Annotated in this window: 17 protein-coding genes; 5 read left to right on the top strand and 12 right to left on the bottom strand. The window is 45.4% G+C overall.

The features are described 5' to 3' along the window. Nucleotide 1: 1 nt before the first annotated feature. The 3 genes from AC2JF6_RS05040 to AC2JF6_RS05030 form a co-directional block, all read right to left on the bottom strand. Entirely contained in the window at nucleotides 2–739 is a 738-nt protein-coding gene (locus tag AC2JF6_RS05040; protein WP_500729675.1) for an amino acid ABC transporter ATP-binding protein, read from the bottom strand. Between the two features lie 204 nt (nucleotides 740–943). Continuing rightward, nucleotides 944–3613: a calcium-translocating P-type ATPase, PMCA-type gene (locus AC2JF6_RS05035; RefSeq protein ID WP_500729674.1), complete on the bottom strand. Its 2670-nt coding sequence runs from the start codon at nucleotides 3611–3613 to the stop codon at nucleotides 944–946. A gap of 269 nt (nucleotides 3614–3882) precedes the next feature. Next, on the bottom strand, nucleotides 3883–6282 hold the full coding sequence (locus tag AC2JF6_RS05030; protein WP_500729673.1) for a phosphoketolase family protein: 2400 nt from the start codon (nucleotides 6280–6282) through the stop codon (nucleotides 3883–3885). 275 nt (nucleotides 6283–6557) lie between these two features. Here AC2JF6_RS05030 and AC2JF6_RS05025 point away from each other — a divergent pair, with 275 nt between their 5' ends. Together AC2JF6_RS05025 and AC2JF6_RS05020 are read left to right on the top strand one after the other, a co-directional pair. Beyond that, on the top strand, nucleotides 6558–7322 hold the full coding sequence (locus AC2JF6_RS05025) for a DeoR/GlpR family DNA-binding transcription regulator (RefSeq protein WP_500729672.1): 765 nt from the start codon (nucleotides 6558–6560) through the stop codon (nucleotides 7320–7322). A gap of 4 nt (nucleotides 7323–7326) precedes the next feature. Further along, complete coding sequence (locus tag AC2JF6_RS05020; protein ID WP_500729671.1) at nucleotides 7327–7698, top strand: bacteriocin immunity protein; 372 nt, start codon at nucleotides 7327–7329, stop codon at nucleotides 7696–7698. A 65-nt stretch (nucleotides 7699–7763) separates the two neighbouring features. Here AC2JF6_RS05020 and AC2JF6_RS05015 read toward each other — a convergent pair whose 3' ends face one another. The 4 genes from AC2JF6_RS05015 to AC2JF6_RS05000 form a co-directional block, all read right to left on the bottom strand. Then, nucleotides 7764–8489, bottom strand: coding sequence for a GntR family transcriptional regulator (locus AC2JF6_RS05015; RefSeq protein WP_500729670.1), 726 nt, complete (start codon nucleotides 8487–8489; stop codon nucleotides 7764–7766). 12 nt (nucleotides 8490–8501) lie between these two features. Further along, a complete protein-coding gene (locus tag AC2JF6_RS05010; RefSeq protein ID WP_500729669.1) occupies nucleotides 8502–9422 on the bottom strand; it encodes a nucleoside hydrolase in 921 nt (306 codons plus the stop codon). Nucleotides 9423–9565: 143 nt separating this feature from the next. Beyond that, entirely contained in the window at nucleotides 9566–10264 is a 699-nt protein-coding gene (rpiA, locus tag AC2JF6_RS05005; protein ID WP_500729668.1) for a ribose-5-phosphate isomerase RpiA, read from the bottom strand. A 129-nt stretch (nucleotides 10265–10393) separates the two neighbouring features. Beyond that, nucleotides 10394–10864: a Dps family protein gene (locus tag AC2JF6_RS05000; protein ID WP_500729667.1), complete on the bottom strand. Its 471-nt coding sequence runs from the start codon at nucleotides 10862–10864 to the stop codon at nucleotides 10394–10396. Between the two features lie 299 nt (nucleotides 10865–11163). Here AC2JF6_RS05000 and AC2JF6_RS04995 point away from each other — a divergent pair, with 299 nt between their 5' ends. The 3 genes from AC2JF6_RS04995 (at nucleotide 11164) to AC2JF6_RS04985 (ending at nucleotide 14851) form a co-directional block, all read left to right on the top strand. Beyond that, the gene (locus AC2JF6_RS04995) at nucleotides 11164–12609 is read left to right on the top strand and encodes a 6-phospho-beta-glucosidase (protein WP_500729666.1); all 1446 of its coding nucleotides are present in this window, start codon (nucleotides 11164–11166) and stop codon (nucleotides 12607–12609) included. Between the two features lie 876 nt (nucleotides 12610–13485). Further along, the gene (locus AC2JF6_RS04990) at nucleotides 13486–13893 is read left to right on the top strand and encodes a hypothetical protein (RefSeq protein ID WP_500729665.1); all 408 of its coding nucleotides are present in this window, start codon (nucleotides 13486–13488) and stop codon (nucleotides 13891–13893) included. An 877-nt stretch (nucleotides 13894–14770) separates the two neighbouring features. Further along, a complete protein-coding gene (locus AC2JF6_RS04985; protein ID WP_500729701.1) occupies nucleotides 14771–14851 on the top strand; it encodes a putative holin-like toxin in 81 nt (26 codons plus the stop codon). A 189-nt stretch (nucleotides 14852–15040) separates the two neighbouring features. Here the strand turns inward: AC2JF6_RS04985 and AC2JF6_RS04980 are convergent, their stop codons facing one another. From AC2JF6_RS04980 to AC2JF6_RS04960, 5 genes are all read right to left on the bottom strand, one after another. Next, nucleotides 15041–15637 (bottom strand): recombinase family protein, encoded by a 597-nt coding sequence (locus AC2JF6_RS04980; RefSeq protein WP_500729664.1) that lies wholly within the window; start codon nucleotides 15635–15637, stop codon nucleotides 15041–15043. Between the two features lie 568 nt (nucleotides 15638–16205). Beyond that, the gene (locus AC2JF6_RS04975; RefSeq protein ID WP_500729663.1) at nucleotides 16206–16556 is read right to left on the bottom strand and encodes a hypothetical protein; all 351 of its coding nucleotides are present in this window, start codon (nucleotides 16554–16556) and stop codon (nucleotides 16206–16208) included. Between the two features lie 436 nt (nucleotides 16557–16992). Next, the gene (locus AC2JF6_RS04970) at nucleotides 16993–19275 is read right to left on the bottom strand and encodes a DNA topoisomerase (protein WP_500729661.1); all 2283 of its coding nucleotides are present in this window, start codon (nucleotides 19273–19275) and stop codon (nucleotides 16993–16995) included. A 72-nt stretch (nucleotides 19276–19347) separates the two neighbouring features. Further along, complete coding sequence (locus AC2JF6_RS04965; RefSeq protein ID WP_500729660.1) at nucleotides 19348–20322, bottom strand: Fic family protein; 975 nt, start codon at nucleotides 20320–20322, stop codon at nucleotides 19348–19350. Between the two features lie 39 nt (nucleotides 20323–20361). Further along, on the bottom strand, nucleotides 20362–21180 hold the full coding sequence (locus AC2JF6_RS04960) for a Fic family protein (RefSeq protein WP_500729658.1): 819 nt from the start codon (nucleotides 21178–21180) through the stop codon (nucleotides 20362–20364). Nucleotides 21181–21195: the final 15 nt, after the last annotated feature.

Raw genomic sequence — 21195 nt, 5'->3', positions numbered from 1 at the left:
CTTAATGTGAGATAATCTTACTCAAAAATTGTTGTGCTCGCTCCGTCTTAGGCTGCTTGAAAAAACTCTTACTATCATCATCTTCAACGATTTGTCCCTTGTCCATAAAGATTACACGATTGGCAACCTCCTTGGCAAAGCCCATTTCATGAGTCACAATCAAAGAAGTCATGCCACTTTCATTGGCGACCTTTTTGATAACCTGCAAAACGTCATCAATCATTTCCGGGTCAAGGGCAGAAGTTGGTTCATCATACAAAATAAGCTTAGGTTGCATCGCCAGCGTTCTGGCAATCGCTACCCGTTGCTTTTGCCCACCGGAAATCTGTGAAGGCATGTTGTGGGCCCATTTTTCCAAACCAACCATTTCCAGTAGCTTAATTGCTCGTTCCTTGTTTTCTTTTTCCGGTATATGGCTAACAATACGTGGAGCGAGCATGATATTTTCAAGCACATCCTTGTTCTTGTATAAATTGAAGTGCTGAAATACCATCCCGACGTCACTGCGCAGGATATTCAGGTTGGTCTTGGAATCAGAAAGGTCGTGACCGTTTACAATTAGTTGTCCCTCCTGGATTGACTCCAGACCGTTTACCGTACGGACTAAAGTACTCTTACCGGAACCCGATGGCCCAATTAAGACCACCGTTTCTCCCGCGTCAATTTCTAAATTAATGTCGTGTAGTGCATGAAAATGGCCATAATATTTTTGCACGTCATGAAATTCTATCATCGACATTCTTATCGCCCCTTTCATCTTTATTGTAAAATCACAATAAGTTGTTGAATCTATTTTACTATAGTCGTTAAGATTTTTAAAAGTTATGCATAATTTTTTACCAAAAATTATATAACGATTTTCCGTAAAGGGCGGATAAAACGCACACCAAAGTGGCAGAAAACCAGCAAAAAAGCACATCAATGAAGTGCTTTTGGTTAAATATTATTTTTTACCTGCTTTACGCTGGCCAAACTTGACTACTTCAACAATGACAATCATGCCGATCCCTGCACCGAGGACCGTCAGCCACTGCGGACCATCCAGCTCGGTAACATCGAAGAACTTGGTCATAAAGGGCAATTCAACTGCCGCCATGACAAGTGCGGAAATCACGATTGCCCAGTTGAACCACTTGTTAGCAAACGTGCGCTTGGAAAAAAGCGACTGGTGGATATACTTGGAATTAAAGGCGTGGAAAAGCTGGATTAAGCCCAGGGTCAAGAATGCCATCGTTAAGGCATCACCATGCTGCAGGCGCGCATTTCCAACGTGCGGTCCCAGATTCAGGCCCAGTTGGTAAGTCGTCAACACGATTACGCCTTCCAGGATACCCTGGTAAACAATCGAGCTCGAAACCCCGCCACTGAAAAAGTTTGACTTTTTGCCGCGTGGCATGCGTTTCATTATTCCTTTTTCAACGGGTTCAAGGCCCAGAGCAATTGCCGGCAGCGTATCCGTGACCAGGTTGATCCACAATAACTGCACCGGTGCGAGAATATCCCAGCCCAGCATCGTCATCATGAAGACGGTCAGAACTTCACCCACATTGCAGCTCATCAGGTAAAGAATCGCCTTCTGAATATTGCTGAAGACCTTGCGCCCTTGCTTGACCGCTTCAACAATGGTTGCAAAGTTGTCATCCGCCAAAATCATGTCGCTGGCACCCTTTGATACTTCGGTGCCCGTAATGCCCATGCCAATCCCGATATCAGCCTGCTTCAGACTCGGCGCATCATTAACGCCGTCACCGGTCATTGCCACAATCTTATTTTCAGCTTGCCAGGCCTTGACAATGCGCACCTTATGTTCAGGTGATACCCGGGCATAAACGCTGAAGTCACGAATATGATCCTGCAGGTACTTGTCGCTAAACTCATCCAGCTGCGCCCCGGTTACCACGCGTTCGTCCTGGCCCGGCTTCAGGATGCCGAGTCGCTCAGCAATCGCCTGTGCTGTTACCTGGAAGTCACCTGTGATCATAACCGTTCTAATACCGGCTTCGTGCGCCTCAACAATTGCCTCCTTGGCTTCAGGTCTTTCCGGATCAATCATCCCGACTAACCCCGCAAAAATCAGATCATGCTCAACGGAGTCGGTGGTTGGTTCATCATATAGCTGCGGGGTGGTTTTATACGCTAAAGCCAGCACGCGCAAAGCCTTTTGCGCCATCTTCTTGTTAGCGGCCATGATCTTTTCTTTTTGCTCACCTGAAATTGCCTCAACGTGGCCGTTGAGTTCAATGCGGCTAACGCGCTTCAGCAATTGATCCGGTGCACCCTTGACCGCTACAAAATACTCTCCGCCGGCCTGATTAACCGTGCTCATTAACTTGCGGCCTGAGTCAAAGGGTACTTCCTGCAAGCGTTTGTGTTCGTTAATCAGCTGCCGCACGGCAATTTTTCGGTCAAGTGCATACTGGATCAACGCCGTTTCGGTCGGATCACCAAGCAGCTGGTCATTATTGTCCAATTTAGAGTCATTGGCTAGGACCATTGCCCAGAGTGCGTGGTTGTCCGGAGACACTTCCTGGCTGGCAGGATGAGATTGACCGTCATAATAAAGCTGCTCGACCGTCATCTTGTTCTGGGTCAGCGTTCCCGTTTTATCCGAACAAATAATGTCGGTTGCACCCAGGGTCTCCACGGCTGGCAGCTTGCGCACAATCGACTTGTGGGCAGCCATCACCTGTGTACCCAGAGCCAAAATGATGGTCACGATTGCCGGTAAGCCCTCAGGGATTGCAGCTACAGCCAGTGAGACTGCTACCAAAAACATGTCAATTGCCAACTTGTCAGTTGGTTCGGTGCCTGCCTTGGTGAAAAAGCCGACGACAAAGACAACCGCACAGATCAGCAAAATCATGATGGTCAGCGTCTTGCCCAACTGGTTCAAATTACGCTTCAAAGGCGTATCGGTTTCGTCCGCGTTGTTCAGCATGGTCGCGATTTTGCCGACCTCCGTCTTCATCCCAATCTGCGTGACGATTCCTTCCCCGCGTCCATAAGTCACATTGGTATTGGCGAAGGCCATGTTCGTCTGGTCTGCCAGAGCGACCTTATCCTGATCGATTGCCGCGCTTTCTTTATCAACTGGAACTGACTCGCCCGTCAAGGCAGATTCTTCCACCTTCAAGCTTTTGGAAATGGTCAGACGCAAATCTGCGGGCACAACGTCACCCGCCTCAAGCAGAACAACGTCTCCTTGAACCAACTCTGTACTCGGGATTTCTTCCACCTGACCGCCGCGGCGGACATGGGCATTGGGCGTTGCCATCTTTTTTAAGGCATTGATGGCCTCTTCTGAACGTGTTTCCTGAAAGACGCCCAGAACGGCGTTGAGGATGACCACGATCATGATGATAGCCGCATCGGTCCATTCTTGGGCCACAAAGCCAGACAAAAGCGCAGCAATGATTAAGACAATAATCATGAAGTCCTTAAATTGGGCCAGGAATCGTTGCCAGATGCTTACCTTTTTTGCGCCGGCCAGGCTGTTGGGACCATCCTTTGCTCTGCGCTGGCGCACTTGCTCCTGGCTCAGGCCGCTAGCAGTATTTGTTGCTAGTTCCTGCTCCACAGCCTTAACGTTTACCTGATAAAAATTGGGCGTCATTTTGACCTCCTAGTAATAAAAAAGAGACTCGTATGTCTAATACACACAAGTCTCACAAATTAAGATAAGTCCAGAAGTATTCCTTCGGTTGTTGGGCTTATCGCAAGTAATTGCCGTTACTCCCTTGATGAAGTCTATTATAAATAAAGTTGTTTGCTTTAACAAGCAATAATTTTAACCATCGCCTATTCTGCCCCGCGCACCACAAATGATACGGGCTGCTAGTATAGGCTAGATTCAAGCCCTTCACCGCTAGAAAAGACCACGTCCTAGTTTAAGCCCGTCCATTTCCAGCTGGTAACTTCGGGCATATCCTTGCCGTTGTCACGGATATATTGGTGGTGCTTTGCAAGCATCTGGTCCATCCGGTCCACAAAGCCCGCACTCTTAGCGGCCATGCGCTGAACGCTCAAGATGGCATCCTTGGCCAGGTGGAAGCGGTCAAGTCCGTTGACCACCCGCATGTCGAACGGCGTCGTGATGTCGCCCTCTTCTTCATAGCAGTGGATGTGGATATTGCTCCGGCCCCGCCCGAACCAGATTGACTGCATCATTGCCTTGTAGCCGTGCCAGGCAAAAATCACCGGCACGTCACTAGGGAACAACTGGTCAAACTCTTCGTCCGAAATGGCCTCAGGGTTGTCCTTCGTGTTCATCAGCTTCATGATTTCCACGACGTTGATGTAGCGGATCTTCAGGTCAGGGAAACTTTGGTGCAGCAGGTCAATTGCCGCCAGTGATTCCATGGTCGGCTCCGTTTCTGTAGAAGCAAAGACCACGTCGGGCTTGCTGTTTTGGTCAGTTGACGCCCAGTCAATATACGATAAGCCGTGGTCAGCAAGCCGTGCAGCCTCAGCAACTGAGAACCACTGCGGCCGCGACTGCTTAGAGGTGACCAAAATATTGATGCATTCCCGTTCACTAAAGGCCTTTTCAGAGACGGCCAAGAGTGAATTGGTGTCTGCTGGCAGGTATTCGTGCACGAGATCCGGCCGGTTCTTTTCGTACATATGAGTCAGAATGCCCGGATCCTGGTGCGTGTAGCCATTATGGTCCTGCTGGAAAACGGTTGACGTTGCAACAAAATTGAGGGATGGGTAGTCCTTGCGCCAGTATTGCTCCTTGGCCTTCCTTAACCACTTCATGTGCTGGGTCAGCATCGAGTCGACCACCCGACCAAACGCCTCGTAAGTAGCGAAGAAGCCGTGGCGGCCGGACAAAACGTAGCCCTCAAGCCAGCCTTCATCCTGGTGCTCGGACAATTGCGAGTCAATCAGGCGACCACTCGGAGCCAGGTTTTCGTCGTTAGGATCGTGAATCGAACTTTCCCACTGCCGCTTCTGCTCATCAATTAGTTTGAACAGGCGGTTGGACTTGGACTCATCCGGACCAAAGCCGCGGAAATTATGCGGATTAAGTTCGGCGATTTCGTTGAGGTACTTGGCCCATTCGGTCATATCCTCGGCCTCAATTGAACCCGGTTGGTCGAACTTGAGCGCATACTTGCGGTAGTCCGGCAGGTTCAAGCGTTTAGCATCCCGGCCGCCGTTTGTGATCGGGTTCATTGCCATCCGGCTCTCACCCTGAACATTGTCTTTGGTGACGATTTCCGTAGGCACGCCATTTTCGTCGAACAATTCTTCTGGCTTGTAACTTTCAAGCCAGTCAATGAGCATGTCCTTATGCTCCATGTCATCCTGCGCAACCGGAATTGGAATCTGGTGCGCCCTAAACGAGTTCTCGACCGGGTTGCCGTCAACGTCGACCTTAGGACCGGTCCAGCCCTTTGGTACGCGGAAAATGATCATCGGCCAGTGCGGCAGTGATTGATCATTATTTTCCCGGGCATTCTTCTGGATTGCCCTGATCTCTTCAACCACCGTATCCATCAAACGGGCCATTTCCTGGTGCACCTGCATGTGGTCCTTGTAACCGTCAAATTCACCGCCCTGGTAAGCAGAAATAATGTACGGGTGCCAGCCCATGCCCTCGAAGTATTTGGTTAATTCTTCGTCTGTCATCCGCGAAACGATCGTCGGGTTGGAAATCTTGAAGCCGTTAATCTGCAAAATTGGCAAGATGGCGCCGTCCTTCACCGGATTAATAAACTTGTCACTGAACCAACTGGCAGCCAGCGGGCCGGTTTCGGCCTCCCCGTCACCAACTTCAACCGCAGCGATGATGTCCGGGTTATCCAAGATCGCACCGGTGCCGTGGGAAACGGAATAGCCTAATTCTCCACCTTCATGCATCGAACCCGGTGTCTCGGGAGCCGCGTGCGAAGCCGATCCGCCCGGAAAGCTGAAGCGTTTGAACAACTTCGCCATGCCTGCTTCATCTTGCTGGATTTCCGGGTAAAGCTCACTGTACGAACCATCCAGGTAGGAATTGGATACCATTACCTGCCCGCCGTGACCAGAACCTTCGATATAAAACATGTCCAGGTCATACTTCTTAATCACGCGGTTTAAGTGTGCGTAAATGAAGTTCTGCGGCGAAATCGTTCCCCAGTGGCCGATGGGCTTGGGCTTAACCTCGCTGGCCTTAAGGTCATGCTTTAATAACGGGTTGCCCATTAAGAAGAGCTGCCCGACGGATAGATAGTTGGCTGCACGCCAGTGCGCGTCAACACTTTTTAAAAATTCTTGTGAATCATAGTCAATTGCCATTTTATTTCTCCCTTTAGCTATTAATTGTTTGATTCTACTCATACCGCTATTATAACAGTTTTTTAGCAATGTTCAACCATTTTGCTAATTGGTACGTTCCATTTTTTAAAAAAAGTAACAGGTATCCCGATACGTCCAAAAAATAAAACACCTTTTCTTTACATATCAGTGCTTTTATGATCAAATGCTTATAAATGCTGAATTTTAATTGGATGTACTGAAATAATGATTAAACTATGCGGGGAAAAATGCTAAATTAAGTGAAGGAGAAGAAGATGATCCAAGCAGAACGAATCCGTAAGATTAAACAGCTCTTAGAACAAAAACACCATTTAAGTACCAGGGAACTAGCCGCCTACTTTAACGTTTCCTTCGATACCGCTCGTCGCGACGTGCTGCACCTAACTTCAACCGGGCAGGCAACCCGCGTGCACGGCGGCTTGATTGCAAATACCGGAGACGACGTCCCCGGCTTCTTGACCAGAAGTCAAATTGCTTCACCGCTAAAGACGAAAATGGCACAGATGGCGCAGCGCTTCGTCCACCCGAACCAGTTCGACTTCATCGGCCCCTCGACCACGCTCAAGAAGCTGTGCGAGTTGATCGGCGGGATGGACCTGCAGGTTGTCACCAATTCAATCGATAATTCGCTTGAGTTAATGCGCTCCCCACTGCCGCGCGTCCGCCTCCTCGGCGGAAAGGTCGACAAGGAGCACCGCTTTAATTATTCGGTTGCGGCGCTCGACACCCTGAAGCGAATGAGCTTCAACACCGCCTTTATCGGTACCTCCAGCGTCAAAGAGGACGGCATTTACCTTGCCCGAATGAGCGATTCGGAGTTAATCCACGTGGCGGCTTCCAGGGCCAAGCAGGTTGTGGTCATTGCGGAAAAATATAAGTTCGACAGTCAGAATACTTCTCCCTACATGTCAATACCCTTGAGTCAAATCGACGTTCTCATAACGGATGTCCCCTTGCCGCAAGAGGTGCACAAAAATTTTGCACCGCATACGCAAATAATCGCGGTGCTAAGGAAGTGAGGTTATGTGCAGCTTTTTTATTGGCGGTTCAACGAGAAACCGGGAGCAGCTGAATAAGGAAGTATATCAGGAGTTGGAACAGTTTTATCGTAGTTTTTTTACCCATATCTATAATGAATTGAATATTGCCAAATACAAGCCGATCCGGGATGCAATTGGACTCGTGCTGCGCAAGTTTGAGGAGGGCGACCACCCGCTGGACTACACCGGTAAGCTGGTCATGTACATCCAGGCCCGAATGATCCTGGACCACATACGCCTAACCAGCCAGCAGCGCAAGCTGCTGCGCCAGGTGGCACAAAAGACCAGGAACATTAACCTGAACTTCGTTTACACCGGCCCCATCACGGACCCCAGCCAGTTTTTCAATATTTAACTTTCTTCTTTTAGATAAAATATACCCAAAAAAGTGGACCCGCCGGTTAAGGCGAGTCCGCTTTTTTATTTATTCAAATTGACAAACGTGTTGAAGCGCATGTACTGGTAATGAATCCGCATGGTCGACACTTCAAATGGCGTGCCGTCGTCCAAAAAGAAGATGCCCTCCATGACGCCGACCGGTTCGCTTGCGGTCAGCTTGAGGCACTCCTGGTCCTCCTTGCTCGAAGGCTCAACGGTAATGTTAAGGAAGGACTTGGTGACCACCTTGTTTTGCGTGTCTTCCAGGTAGTTGAACAGCGATTTTTTCAGGTGCGCGGGCTTCAGTTCCGGCACGATTTTAATCGGCAGGTAGCCCGTTTCAATCAGGAAGGGCTGCTCGTCCAAAAGACGCAGGCGGTGAAATTCATAGACAAAGTCATTGGCGTTAAGAAAAAGATCCTGGGCGATTCCCTTCGGCGCTTTAACCACGTTGAAGTCGAGCAGCTTGATGCCCTGCGTCTTGCCCGGTATCTTCAAGCTGTCCGTTAACCCCAGGTTTGAGCCCTCGTAGCGAAAAAGCGACTGGTTCTTTAAGTAGAGCGGGTTGATGAACGTACCGCTGCCGCGTTTTTTAAAAACAATACCCTGCTGCGATAGCTGCTCCATCGCGCGCTTCATCGAAGAGCGACTGACCTGGTAGTGGTCCGCAAGGCTGCGCTCGTCCGGGAGACGCATGCCATCGTACTTGTTATCCAAAATATTTTGCTTAATATCGTGCATCACCGTACGATAAACGAAATCTGCCATTTTTCACCTCAACTAAATTGCCTTCTTGATTGCCGCAATGAACCACTTAGCGAAGGTATTCCGATCAATTTCAACGCCGACCTGGGCATTAGCTCGCTGACCAAAGAAGTTGTCAAAATCAATCAGCGATGCTCCGTACGCACTGGGGCTCTTGGTGTCCACGACCACGTATGCCGGCTTAAACGTGTACATGGCCGGGTTAAGAAGCATACCGACAGCCAGCGCATCGTAGATCTCACGGCCACCGTTTTCAGTCTTGTCGTTTAGACTGGTCAGTACATGGTAAAGCATGTCGCCGGTCTGGCCCATTTTTTTTAATTCCAGGAGCGTGTCCTGCGTGACGAAGGCCTGGTGCCCCAACTCAAGCGGTGCAAGCAGGATCTTGACTCCGCTTGCGAATACAATCTGGGCCGCCTCAGGGTCGCCCGCGACGTTGTACTCGCTATAGGGCCCCCAATTGCCGCGCCCAATCGCACCGCCCATGATTACCAGCTGGTCGATGTTAGCCAGGTCCTCCGGAAACTGCCTGAAGTACAACGCAAAATCGGTCGCCGGGCCAATCTGCATCAGGGTGACCTTCTGCGGGCTATTTGCCACAACCTCATGAATAGCGTCCGCGGCAAGCCCCGGTTGAAGCAGCTTCCGGTCCGGTTCAGGAAATTCATAACCGGCAAGGCCGCTCTTGCCGTGAACGTCGGAGGCGTCAATCGCCGCCCGCAGCAGGGGCACTTTTGCCCCCTTGACAACCGGCACCCTCGTCTTCAAGAAAGTTTCCAGTTTCAGGGTATTGGCCAGCGTCTTAGCGAGCGGAACGTTGCCCCAAGTGGCCGCGATGAGCTTAACGTCAAGCTGCTCGGAGAACAGTGCAATCGTGATTGCAACGACGTCGTCAATACCAGGATCAGTGCTAATAATTAAAGGTTTTTTCGTCATGGGATTTCCTCTTCATAAAAGTTTCTAAGACCATCATACCAAATCAGACGCGCAATTGCCCTTTTTTAACCACAATAAACGGGTACACCCCACCACAATCTTGCAATTGCAGCCGAATAATACCCGTTTAGCTCTTATTTCTGTTACTGATTTTTACGTCGATGTTCGATTTCGCCGTCTGCGTGAGCAATGATTACCTCGTCACAGATGCCAAGAAAAAGCCCGTGTTCAACCACGCCAACGGTATGGTCAAGGTAGTCTGCGAGGCCCAACGGGACGGGAACCGGGTCAACGTGCAGGTCAATGATATAGTTGCCATAGTGCGTGACGAAGCGCTTGCCTTGGTCCATGCGCCACTTAGGGCTCAAGCCGTCTGCTTGAAAGCGGCGAAAATTCTGCACACATGAAAGCGGCAAAACTTCAACTGGCAGCGGAAAGCCGCTAAGCCGGTCGACCAACTTGGATTCATCGACAATCCACATCACCCGCTTGGAATTAACCGCCACGTTCTTTTCCATGGTCAAGGCGCCGCCGCCGCCCTTTATCCCATCGAAGTTGGCTGCAAAGCGGTCCGCACCATCAATCGTCAGGTCGAGTTCATCTACCGCGGCCAGTTCATCGACCTTGAAGCCCCATTCTTCCAGCTGCTTCTTGCTCCTGCTGGATGTGGTGACAACTGCGGCCAGGTTCAAGCCCTCTTCTTTTCTGCGTCTGCCCAGTTCATCGATCAAATAGGCAACGGTGGAGCCCGTGCCAACACCCAGTTTCATCCCCGACTTGACCAGGCTGGCAGCCTTAACCGCCGCCCTCTTCTTCAATTCATCCTGTTCTTTTTTATCCATCTTCCATGCTCTCTTTTCACTCATTATTAATAATCCGTCATTGATTTTATTATAGCAAAAATCACCCTCAAAAAAGCAGCAAAAAAGGACAGCTCAGTCAAGCCGTCCCGCAATTATTACCACAAACTTTTATTCAGGATCGATTTCAGGTGCCTTGTTAATTTCGCTTGACATCATCCAGATCCGTTTTTCTACGGCGCTATGGAAGCCGGTCAGCATGTCATTGGTCGAGTAGTCGCCCTCTTCGTCGCTGGCTTTGATGCCTTCCTCGTAGAGCTTGTCCAGGTAGTGGTAGCCGTCGATGATCTTGCCGTAACGCTCATCGATTGACTCGTTCCAGTTGGCCTTTTCATCCTTGATCTTCGTCTTGGCCGCAATTTCGCTCAGGGTTGAAACAGGTGAACCGTCAAGCGTAATCAGCCGTTCTGAAACCTCGTCAAGCTGCTCTGCTAGTTCATCCATTACCTTGTCTAAGTATGGGTGTAGCTTCAAAAACCGGTTGCCGCGCATGTACCAGTGGTGTTGGTGGACAATCATGTGCATTTGGGTCAAATCAGCAACCAATTGGTTCAATACTTCTTTTGTTTTAGGATATTTCATCTTAATATGCCTCCATTAGATAACTTTATTAACAATTCCATCATACCAAGAAAGCGGTAATATTTCTAAAAATTTGTTTATAAAATAATATTTTTCTGAAGTGGTTCACAAGCAAGCGGATTTAACTCGTAGACCGTTTTCCCCGTTTAAACACGGTGCTGTCACGTTGCCTAACGACTGTGGGCACGCGCCCAGTTTCAGTAAGCCAAAAAGGTGTTAACTAAATTGTTCATTGGTTCTTAACTAGTATAAAATGTAAGGTGATAACGCTAACAAGGTTAGATAGAAAGGAGCTAAAGATGTATTCTGCAAAAATGCCTAAGGGCTTTTTATGGGGTGGCGCCGTTGCTGCACATCAGCTAGAGGGTGCCTGGAACCAGGATGGCAAGGGCGTATCGGTTGCCGACGTGATGACGGTTGGATCTGAAACCAGGCCGCGCGCGATTACCGATGGGGTGCTTCCCGGAAAAAATTACCCGAACCACTCTGCAATCGACTTTTACCACCACTACCAAGAGGATATCAAGTTGATGGCCGAGATGGGCTTCAAGGCCTTCAGGACGTCAATTGCGTGGACGCGGATTTTTCCTAACGGCGACGAGCAAGAGCCAAACGAAGCCGGCCTGAAGTTCTACGATGACTTGTTTGACACCTGCCACCACTACGGCATCGAACCGGTCATCACGCTTTCGCACTTCGAGATTCCCTACCACCTGGTCAAGAAGTACAAGGGCTTTACCAGCCGCAAGCTAATTGACTTCTTCGTGCGTTTCGCCCAAGTCTGCTTCGACCGCTACAAGGACAAGGTCAAGTACTGGATGACCTTCAACGAGATTGACAACCAATCGGCCTACAACAACGACTTCTTGATGGCCACCAACTCCGGTCTCATCCTCAAAGGCTTATCTGACCAGGAAAAAGAGGCCGCCATGTACCAAGCAGCACACTATGAACTGGTTGCATCCGCCCTGGCCGTCAAGATTGGTCACCAGATTAACCCCGACTTTCAAATCGGCTGCATGATTAACTACTCACCGGTTCGCCCGCTCACACCGTCTTCAGAGGACGTGCTGCTGGCCGACAAGTTTGAGCAAAGGCGCGACTGGTTCTCCGACGTTCACGTGTTTGGTGAATATCCTAAAGAGGTTGAGGCCTATATCAACCGCAACGGCTTCAGACCCGACATTACCAGTGAGGACCGTATCGTCTTGAAGGAAGGCACCGTCGACTACGTGGGGTTCAGCTACTACCAGTCGACCACGGTTTCCGCCGAGAAGGTCAAGCCAGACGAACTGAGCGACCTGGCGGCCGCCATCGCCCCCAACCCGACGCTTGAACGAAGCGACTGGGGCTGGGAAATTGACCCTACCGGTTTGCGCATTGCCTTAAGCCACCTGACCGACCGCTACCACAAGCCGCTGTTCATTGTTGAAAACGGTCTGGGCGCCTACGACCAGGTGGAAGAAGACGGTTCGATCCACGATGACTACCGCATCAGCTACCTGCGCAAGCACATTTCAGAAATGGAAAAGGCGGTTGAACTCGACGGCGTCGACCTGATGGGCTACTTGCCGTGGGGACCAATCGACCTCGTTTCTGCTGGCACCGGCCAAATGGACAAGCGCTACGGCTTCATCTACGTTGACAAAAATGACGCCGGTGAAGGCACGCTGAAGCGTTCACGCAAGGACTCTTTTGCCTGGTACAAAAAGGTAATCGGTTCTAATGGTGCAGAATTAGACTAAATTCAAGCACCACAAAAGGCGAAGATAAAGGTGTAATCCCCAAAATTGGCCCCGCATAATAACTTTTAACTGAGGACTAACGCCACCATTCAGAAGACGTTGGCCCTCTTAGTTTGCGCTTGATTCTTTTGGCGTTGCAGTAGTCAATGTGCTTTCTGATTGCTTATTCTTTAAGACGCCAAATAAGCCCCTCATCAGCCCGTCGTCCAGCGAATTGCCCCTGCTGGGCATGAACTAACCCGAGAGCGTCGACTCAGTTCTGCCCCAATTTAGAGGAACACTTTAACTATCTGCTGCCCCATGTCAACAGTTGCATGTAGAAAAAGACTGGTCCAACGTAAACTTTGCCGGGTTATGGGATAGGTATTTGATTGCCTTACAAGCTGGCTGGTCGTCTTTGAAGGGCTGCTTGAAATTCAGAAAATAAATTAAAAATGAGTTGACTTTAAAATGTAAGCACTTTATTATTATATTAAAATTAATATATTTCATTATAAAAAGACCAAAAATCAGCAAGAGCTATGATGGCAGCGGCATTAGTATGTCAAATTGTTGCTAATATTTGTGCACCGGTTTTAGCTGCCTCAAATAGTAATTCATCTCAATAAATAAGTACAAGATTAGACGTCAAATCAGATTCGACAAATCGTGTTGAAAGTTTTGAAGTTATTGATCAAGAGGCGCTTAATAAAGCAGATCCATATATTTCTGTACAAAACAATCAGTATGTTGTTGACCCTAAATTAAAAAGGTGGTTAACCCCTGCAGCATATTTACAAATGGAAAAGATGATAAATGCCTCATAGAAGTTAAAAAATAATCAGCGGTTATTAATCCAACTTCAAAAGCTTATACTGGTGCTTGTGGAGGCCACTTATGAATAAAAGACTAATAAAAAAGCTTGCGCTTATTATGATTATCATAATGATAGTTGTTGATTTGTTCAGCTTTAACATGATTAATAGTGCAAAGTCGCCGGTAAATTCTGGTGAAACAACTACGTATAAAGTCCAAAGATATAATTGGGGAACACGTTATTATTTTAAAGACAAGATGTCACTGCTTTATTTTGAAAATAAGATCAAAAATTCTGCAGAGGTTTTAGCTGGAGTGGTTGTGATTGGTGGCCTACCCTCGGTTGGACTAGCAGCAATTGGTTCTCTAGGTATAGCCTATCTTGGTAAAGTAGTAAATGATATGACATATCAGGAACAAATTTATCAAAATAGAAGTTATTATTTAGATATTAATTGGCTTGGATTTTATCGGATTGTGGCTTATTAAGAAAAGAGAAATACCATGTTTACATATATTAATACTTTGGCAATTATTGCTGCCCTTTTCACTTCCCAATCACGAGCATTACAAAAAAAGCTTAAACAGAATAAAGTGGGCAGCTATTTAATAAGATACAGGGGCTTTATTATTTGTTTAACAACCTCTGTTGGCATTTTATTATCATATAGAATTGAAATAGTAGCCGAGTTGCTATTCATTTTGCAGCTCTACGGGGTAGGCTTAATTTTGAAAGATGTCTTTGTATCAAAATGAAAGTAAGTACAACGGACATTTTGATAGGCGCAAGAGCAAAAGTTGCAATTAAGTGGAACTGATAATAATTAGTAAGCAAAAGTCGGTGTGGTTAACCCTCCAGATTCGATCAAAATCTATCTGGAGGGTTTTAGTATAGGTTTAGGTTGCGCTTATTAAAACAATTTTGGAGGTCTATTCGAAAATACCTTAGAACGCTTATTTTTAATTACCACACACTAAGGGGAGTGCATAACTTTGCTTCTATGCTCATACCTTATGGTTGAAAATGAAAACAAAAAGCTACAACTTACAAAGGTATCGACTAGGATTCATTTGCTCATTGTAACTATCAAAATTACTTTTACCATTTAGGTAAGCCAGTAGAAGGGAATTCGCCCTTCCCTTCCTGGTACTTTTGTCTTAATTAAATAAAACAAGGAGGACAATTACAATGAAGTGGTTCCCTCCTTTAAATTAAGTGATTGCTGTTGTTTAGGAATAAAGCAATATTTACTATAATCAGGTTTGAATTGATAGCAACTTGTTTTGAGGGCGGTTGGCTGCTTCACTTGAAAGGAGAGGGTGCCTATGGCACGAAATCTTTTAGGAAGGTGTCCAACAATTGAGTGTGTACCATGCACTAGAATTAGCGCTGGCGTTTGCCTCGTTTATTGTTGTCTTGTTGACGTATATCAACAAGCACAGGTAAACAAAAAGACCGTCCCAACAATAACTTTGACGAGTTGTAGGATTGGTCTTTTTGATTAATTACTAACTTTGCCAACCGCCTTTAAAGCGGCTGCTTGAAATTCAGAGAAGAAGTCTTGCTTTTGCAAGGCTTCTTTTTCTCTATAGCTCTATTTTAGCATGATTAAACTAATCTTGCACAAGAACTTGATTAACTTATCCGGGTTATTCCTAATTTTTCTCTATACCGTTTGAATGTTATCCGATTGATTCCAGTTACCTTGCTGACGGCAGTATCAGTCATACCACTTTGATAAAGTTTAAAGGCGTGTTGCAATTGGGGACTGTCCTTATTGAATTTGGGCTTGCGGCCATGATAGCGGCCCTCAGCTTTAGCAATTGCTATCCCCTGTCGCTGCCGTTCTTTAATGCGTTTGCGTTCGCTTTCAGCCTGATATTTATATAACTCTAAAATGAGATTATTCATTAATTGCCGCAAGTTAGGATCTTCAATGCCCCGGAGAGACGGGAAACTTAAAATATCTAGTGTGGCCCCCTTAGCCTTAATTGCGCCCATAATCTTAGTTAAATCCAGGTTATTACGGCCTAAGCGATCTAGTTCGGTTACAATTACCACATCGTCATCACGAATGTAATCTAACATTTTTTGCAGTTCCGGGCGTTTGGTAGTTGCTCCCGACATTTTGTCGCAGAATAATTTATCTACTTTAAAATTTTCTAGGGCTTCAATTTGCCGATCTAAATTTTGGTCGCGACTGCTAACGCGTGCATAACCAATTTTTGCCATAGTTTAAGATTCCTTTTTGAACATACTCTATTGAACACTTATCTTATTAATAATAACATGATTTTTGTGAAGTTCAAAAGGGTGTACTCTAATGAACAATTGGTGCTAACTTAAAATTAAAAAGTATACAAAAAATCATTGAGTAATTGATGTGAACTCCAAAATTAAGATAATTTAGTCATAAAAATACGGCCTCCAAAATCATCTTAATTTCGGGGGTCGTATCAATATCGGGATCATGCACTGACTCTTGTATAATAATTAGATGTCTAAGTTTAAGTTATGCGTTACATTTATTGACTACAAAATATTTGATTTAAATTATTTTCTGTTGCTGTCATACCAATGAAACGCACAATTAACTATAAAAATATCCAAAAGTATAATGCAAATTTGTACAAAAATATTTGTCCACTTGTTGGTTATGTAAGGTGATAAATAAATTTGATATATGAAAACTATAATTCCAATCGATATTCCGTATGCTAGAACATTACGATATTTTACCGATTCATAATAATCAGATTCAGTCTTTTTCTTTCTATTCATTTTATTTTTATAAATTCAATTATTGCCAGCCCCAACCAGTAACTACTGGATAATTATTGATACCAGTAAGTATCCAATTAACATCAAACCAGACACCAGCTTTTATATTGTCACCAATTATCGAACCTAGATAACTTCCAATTACAGCTGCTACAACGCCTCCACCAGTGCCAATAGCAGAGATGATAAGAGCGGTGAGACCTGCAATACTGCCTGCAGCAGCAGCTTTAGCAGTGCGTTTATCTAAAAAAACTCTGATGTAATTCCATCCAAATTCAACTTTATTTACTCCAAAATGATGGCTTTGCACGGGGCTGATTTTTGGAATTTTCTGTTGATGGTAAAACACTAACCGATTTTCCAGAATCATTAATTTCAAATTCTAGAGTTGCAGTTTTTGTGCTTTTATTTATTACAAAAGATGATCCACTAATAAGTTGATTGGTATGGGCTATTACTTCTTGAGCGGAGGCATATTCAGCCTGAGTAAGAACCTTTTTAACATTACCATTAAGAACATATTTATTATTTTTAACTTCTATATATGGGTCAATTTTGTTTACGACGTCTTGACTTAAGACATCAGTGGATTGAGCGTAAGCGGAATTATCAATAGAAGCTGCTGATACTTTTATCAATTTATTATTATATATTATCCTTAATCATATATGATTAAGGATAATATAATATGTAATTACCAAAAAGTCAACAATTTTTTGTAAAAAATATTTTATTATTTCAACAATAAAACTTGCTGTGAGAATACAACGAGTTTTTTGATTGCTGATATTTAAAATCAATGTTTTCTATTTAAAATCAGCTTTAAAGCCAAAATGACGCTTTCCTTTATAGACGTAATTCTTGAGTTGCCCTGTTACTGAATACGGTTTGCCGCTTTTACTAGTGGCCTGGACCGTGATTTCTTCGCCTTGTAACAATTGTTTGGTTTCTTGCGGAGTAAAAATATGCGTACCAAATTGCTTTTTAAAGGTTACTTCCTTCCCCGTTGGTGTAAATATGCCAGTAACATAGTCTTCACTCTGCGTTTTATCTGATAAGTTAGATTTAAAGCCGACAAATTTGTAGCCTTTATACGTTTGTTCTGCGAGCTTGCCGCTAACTTGACCCCGTTCTGTGTCAATCGTGATTGTTTTATCCGCAAAAAGCTGCGTTAACTCGCTTTGGGTAAAACTATGGTCACACCATTTGGTCTTGATTGCGACTTCTTGTCCCTGCCAGTTCCCCGTAACTTTGGGCACGTTCATTACCTTTTGTACTTTGGCCCACTCCTGTTTAGCCTTTTGCAATTGCGGAGACGAAGCCAAAGCGGCCTGATTATTTAGCATTGCTTGCTTATCATGGTTAACAATCTGCGCCATCGTATTGGGCACAGTCATCATCGGCATTTTTAGCTGGCCGACCTGATCCATCGCCTCTTGCAGTTTCAGAGTCACGGTTGGACTAGCAATTTGCGTGTGTCTGCTAATCATTGCTTGAATCAAACCAACACTAGTAAGAGTATATTTCTCGTTTTTGTTCTCAATTAATTTGCCTTTACCAGTTGACATTTCCGCCAGCGTTGACTCTTGCGTAGCACCAGTGCCAATATTGTGTTTTGCTAAATAGTTGACGACGAATAGGTGCCCTGGGGCTTGCGGCTTAGGATTCTGCCCCTCGAAGACAAACGGGCTAGCTTGACCTTCAAAGCGAATATTAGACACCTCTTCATCTGGATCTTGCAGGGCCTCAAAGTTGAAAATGTCTTTGTAGCCCTGGTCTTGAGGTATTTTGATACTACTCTTGAAGTCGGGATATGAAGATAGGCAGGCTTCAACTTGCTTGTAGGTATAGTCATTACCCAGAATTGCCAGGAAAGAACGTGCCAGCGTTTCATAGATTATTCTTCCGCAGCGCCCGTATTCTTGCTCTACTTGGGCCAGACTTTCAGGAACGTTGGGACCTGGACGGTTGGCACCATGATCTGCCTTTTTGATTAAAAACTTTGGCCGACAAGTTGTTTGCGTTAGTAGCTGCGGATCGATATTGACTGCTTTAGCAATTTTAGGAGCTAGGGGCAGCAATTCATTAAAGTCTTCCTGGGTAATCTTTCGGTCGGCCGTCCTGGGGTAAGATACGACGTTATTTTGATACATTTTTTGATAGGTTTTAAGGACCTGCTGAGACTGGAAGCCCTGCTTTCCAACAACTACCGAAAGGTGACTGAGATCAAGCATTTGGGGTGGAGCCTGGTGTTTTAAAGTTTCACTGGTTATTTGAATTTTAGAAAGCGTTAAAGCAGTTGCTGCCTGCTTGGCAAGGGCTTGCTGCTCATAGTGTTGACCAGCCGGATTTTTGAAAACATGGTTAGCTGCATCTTTAAAACGAACCTCGTAGAATGGCTTTTTGACATAATTTTGCCGGGCTTCAAGCTGGTAATTGATTAAACCAATGATTACCGACTTAAGGCGTCCTAGAGCTTGCCTTCTGACGTTGTAATCTGCTGTTCGTTCGGCGATCAATGCAATTCTAGAAAGCTGCATTGATAAGTAATCAAACCGTTCCCGGGCTAAGCCTTTTTGGTATTGACCATACGTTGCTTTATTGCTGACATCAGTAAGCGCGGTCAAAGCCTTCTTCAAAGATTTGGGCGACTCATCCACATAGCGGGCACGTAAGACGGTCTTATGCCAACCAATATAATCGATTATTTCTTGGCCCAGAACGTCACCTTCTCCCGATGGATCATCATCAGTTGCGATAATAATAGCGTCGTGGCCAAGGGCAGCCTTTTTAATCCGGTCAAGTGTCTCTTTAGCGTCTTTTTTGGGACGTTTTTCCCAGGTAAAATCTGTAGAATTCCACGGAAAATTGGCTAAATCAGTCCAGTCCTTATATTGGGCCACCTTGTCTGGCGCCACCATTTCATGAGGCTCCTTTAGCTCCAATAAGTGACCATGTGCTGCGACAATATCGTAGTTATCTGTTCCGGAGCCACCGGGTATTAAATTAATAAAGCCGCTAAAACCGCCTAAAGTATTCGCAAATTTTTGTGCTGCTGGTGACTTTTCAGCTAGGATTAAATATTTCAAATTTCTATCTCCGTTTTAAGTAAAAAAAAGACCCAACTTTTGTTGGATCTTATAATAAAGTTTTGGAGCTAACTAAAGCTCAAGCCCATCGTCACTCTCAAGCCCCTGCTGCTCTTTTTCCTGTTGTTCAGCGTATTTTTTTGCAAGTTCAGCTTGGCTGTCGGTTGGTTTTGACTGCTGTTCTTTCTTAGCAGTGTCATATTCTTTTTGCAATTTATCCCAGTCAAGTTGACTGTTTTTGAAGTCTTTTTTAGCTTCCTCTTCATTTTTTTTAGCAAATTGCAGACTTAAAATTCGCTTTTTTAGCTCTTTTTCTACATAATCAGCGATCAAATTTCTAAATGGTTGAGGATCATTATTGGGCTGTTGAGAAGCAGCTAATGCTTTCATGTATTGCTTTCGTGCTGGTTTAGATGGATTAACGTTAATCACTGGATAACCATTTTCGGTTAAGACTAAGTTCATTACCAATCGAGCCGTACGGCCGTTGCCGTCTTTAAACGGGTGGATAGTAACAAATTTTTGGTGCAAGTCGGTCGCATACTGTACCGGGTGCAGCTTGTCTTGTGCTTCATTACTCCATGCTTGTAACTGTTGCATTTTCTCGGGTATTTCATAAAAGTGGGCGTAAGGCCGCGATTCTGAACCATAAGGGTAAACATCAATGTTGCGATACTTACCGGCTTCTTCTTGAGGCTGAATTGTTGCTAAAGTTGCAATGCGGTTCAAATTTCTAATATCTTCATTCCTGATTGGTTGCTTTTTGGTCGCCAGGTCCTGCATGTAACTGTATGCTTCGTTTAAGTTAATAATCTCCAGCGTTTCCTTAATGGTCTTACCATGAATGGTTGCGCCTAGCCCGCCATTAAGAATCTCGGCAGTTTCAGCTTCGGTCATCGTATTGCCTTCAATTGCGGCCGAAGACCACACGTGCTCAATCCTAATAGTTTGTTCGAGCTGCTTAACTTCAAGCGGGGATAATGGTCTGTAGGTATCCATCTTATTTTTTAAGTTTGTAATTGCAGCTAATTTTTGGTCATATTCCATTGTGATACCTTCTTAATTTAAATTAATATTTTTGGCCAACTAAAGCTCAAGTCCATCGTCACGATTAAGACTAGACTGCTTATTTTGTTTGTCCTGCTTAGAAGATTTAATTAACTCTTTAAATTCGGCAATAGTTTCTTTTTCTTCGGCAGCCGATAATTCCTGATTCTTATGTTTCGCCCGCGCCTGCAAGTTTGGCTCCATACCGGAAATACCATTTTGATACGTCCAGTCCTTGAGGTCGGTCATATCATTTGAAAAGTAATAATCAGCCAGCTTTTGCTGCCACGTTGGCCACTTGTCAAGCGGCACGTTAATCAGACCGGCTCCGTTATCAATCATTATCTTGTTAGCCGCAATTGTGGCAGTGCGCTTGTTGCCGTCGTAGAACATTTGTTGGCGCATATTATGATACATCAGAGTTAGTGCCTTATCGGTGGCGGAGCGATCACTGGCTAGCAGCTGCTTTAAATATTCCTGTTCTTGGTCTTCTTCAACCATAGGCGTTTCAAACTCGCCCCGGTAAGTTTCCACACCGCCTGAACCATTGCGCAAATATCCTGGAAAGGCCGCCGTATCGCGTGCAACAATCGCATTAATCTGCTTTTCCATGTTTAAGTCCAGGGGCTTTTTTTCATTGATAGCAAACTGCCAGCCCCGCTTTAGTTGAACAATGATATTAATATCATCAATTGGAACTCCGTCAACACCCAGACCATCAATGATTGTCTGGGTTTGCGGCATGGTGGTAGTCAGGCCTTCAAAGCGTGAGTTAGTGAAGACCAATTTGGTTAAATTGGTTTTGGCAAAGCGTCTATTTTCTTCAGGCGTTAGCCTAAATTTGTCTTCATACTTCAATTGATTTATCCTGCT

It is taken from the genome of Lactobacillus sp. XV13L (genome assembly GCF_059900875.1).
Note: the sequence above shows the minus strand (reverse complement) of the source record. Positions and strands in the feature narration are given on the sequence as shown.

Coding starts and splice junctions, on each gene's coding strand:
- AC2JF6_RS05030 (WP_500729673.1), bottom strand. CDS start 6,282: ATGGCAATTGACTATGATTCACAAGAATTTTTAAAAAGTGTTGACGCG.
- AC2JF6_RS04965 (WP_500729660.1), bottom strand. CDS start 20,322: ATGGAATATGACCAAAAATTAGCTGCAATTACAAACTTAAAAAATAAG.
- AC2JF6_RS04975 (WP_500729663.1), bottom strand. CDS start 16,556: ATGATTCTGGAAAATCGGTTAGTGTTTTACCATCAACAGAAAATTCCA.
- AC2JF6_RS05010 (WP_500729669.1), bottom strand. CDS start 9,422: ATGACGAAAAAACCTTTAATTATTAGCACTGATCCTGGTATTGACGAC.
- rpiA (WP_500729668.1), bottom strand. CDS start 10,264: ATGGATAAAAAAGAACAGGATGAATTGAAGAAGAGGGCGGCGGTTAAG.
- AC2JF6_RS05015 (WP_500729670.1), bottom strand. CDS start 8,489: ATGGCAGATTTCGTTTATCGTACGGTGATGCACGATATTAAGCAAAAT.
- AC2JF6_RS05035 (WP_500729674.1), bottom strand. CDS start 3,613: ATGACGCCCAATTTTTATCAGGTAAACGTTAAGGCTGTGGAGCAGGAA.
- AC2JF6_RS04995 (WP_500729666.1), top strand. CDS start 11,164: ATGTATTCTGCAAAAATGCCTAAGGGCTTTTTATGGGGTGGCGCCGTT.
- AC2JF6_RS04990 (WP_500729665.1), top strand. CDS start 13,486: ATGAATAAAAGACTAATAAAAAAGCTTGCGCTTATTATGATTATCATA.
- AC2JF6_RS04980 (WP_500729664.1), bottom strand. CDS start 15,637: ATGGCAAAAATTGGTTATGCACGCGTTAGCAGTCGCGACCAAAATTTA.
- AC2JF6_RS05040 (WP_500729675.1), bottom strand. CDS start 739: ATGTCGATGATAGAATTTCATGACGTGCAAAAATATTATGGCCATTTT.
- AC2JF6_RS05000 (WP_500729667.1), bottom strand. CDS start 10,864: ATGAAATATCCTAAAACAAAAGAAGTATTGAACCAATTGGTTGCTGAT.
- AC2JF6_RS05025 (WP_500729672.1), top strand. CDS start 6,558: ATGATCCAAGCAGAACGAATCCGTAAGATTAAACAGCTCTTAGAACAA.
- AC2JF6_RS05020 (WP_500729671.1), top strand. CDS start 7,327: ATGTGCAGCTTTTTTATTGGCGGTTCAACGAGAAACCGGGAGCAGCTG.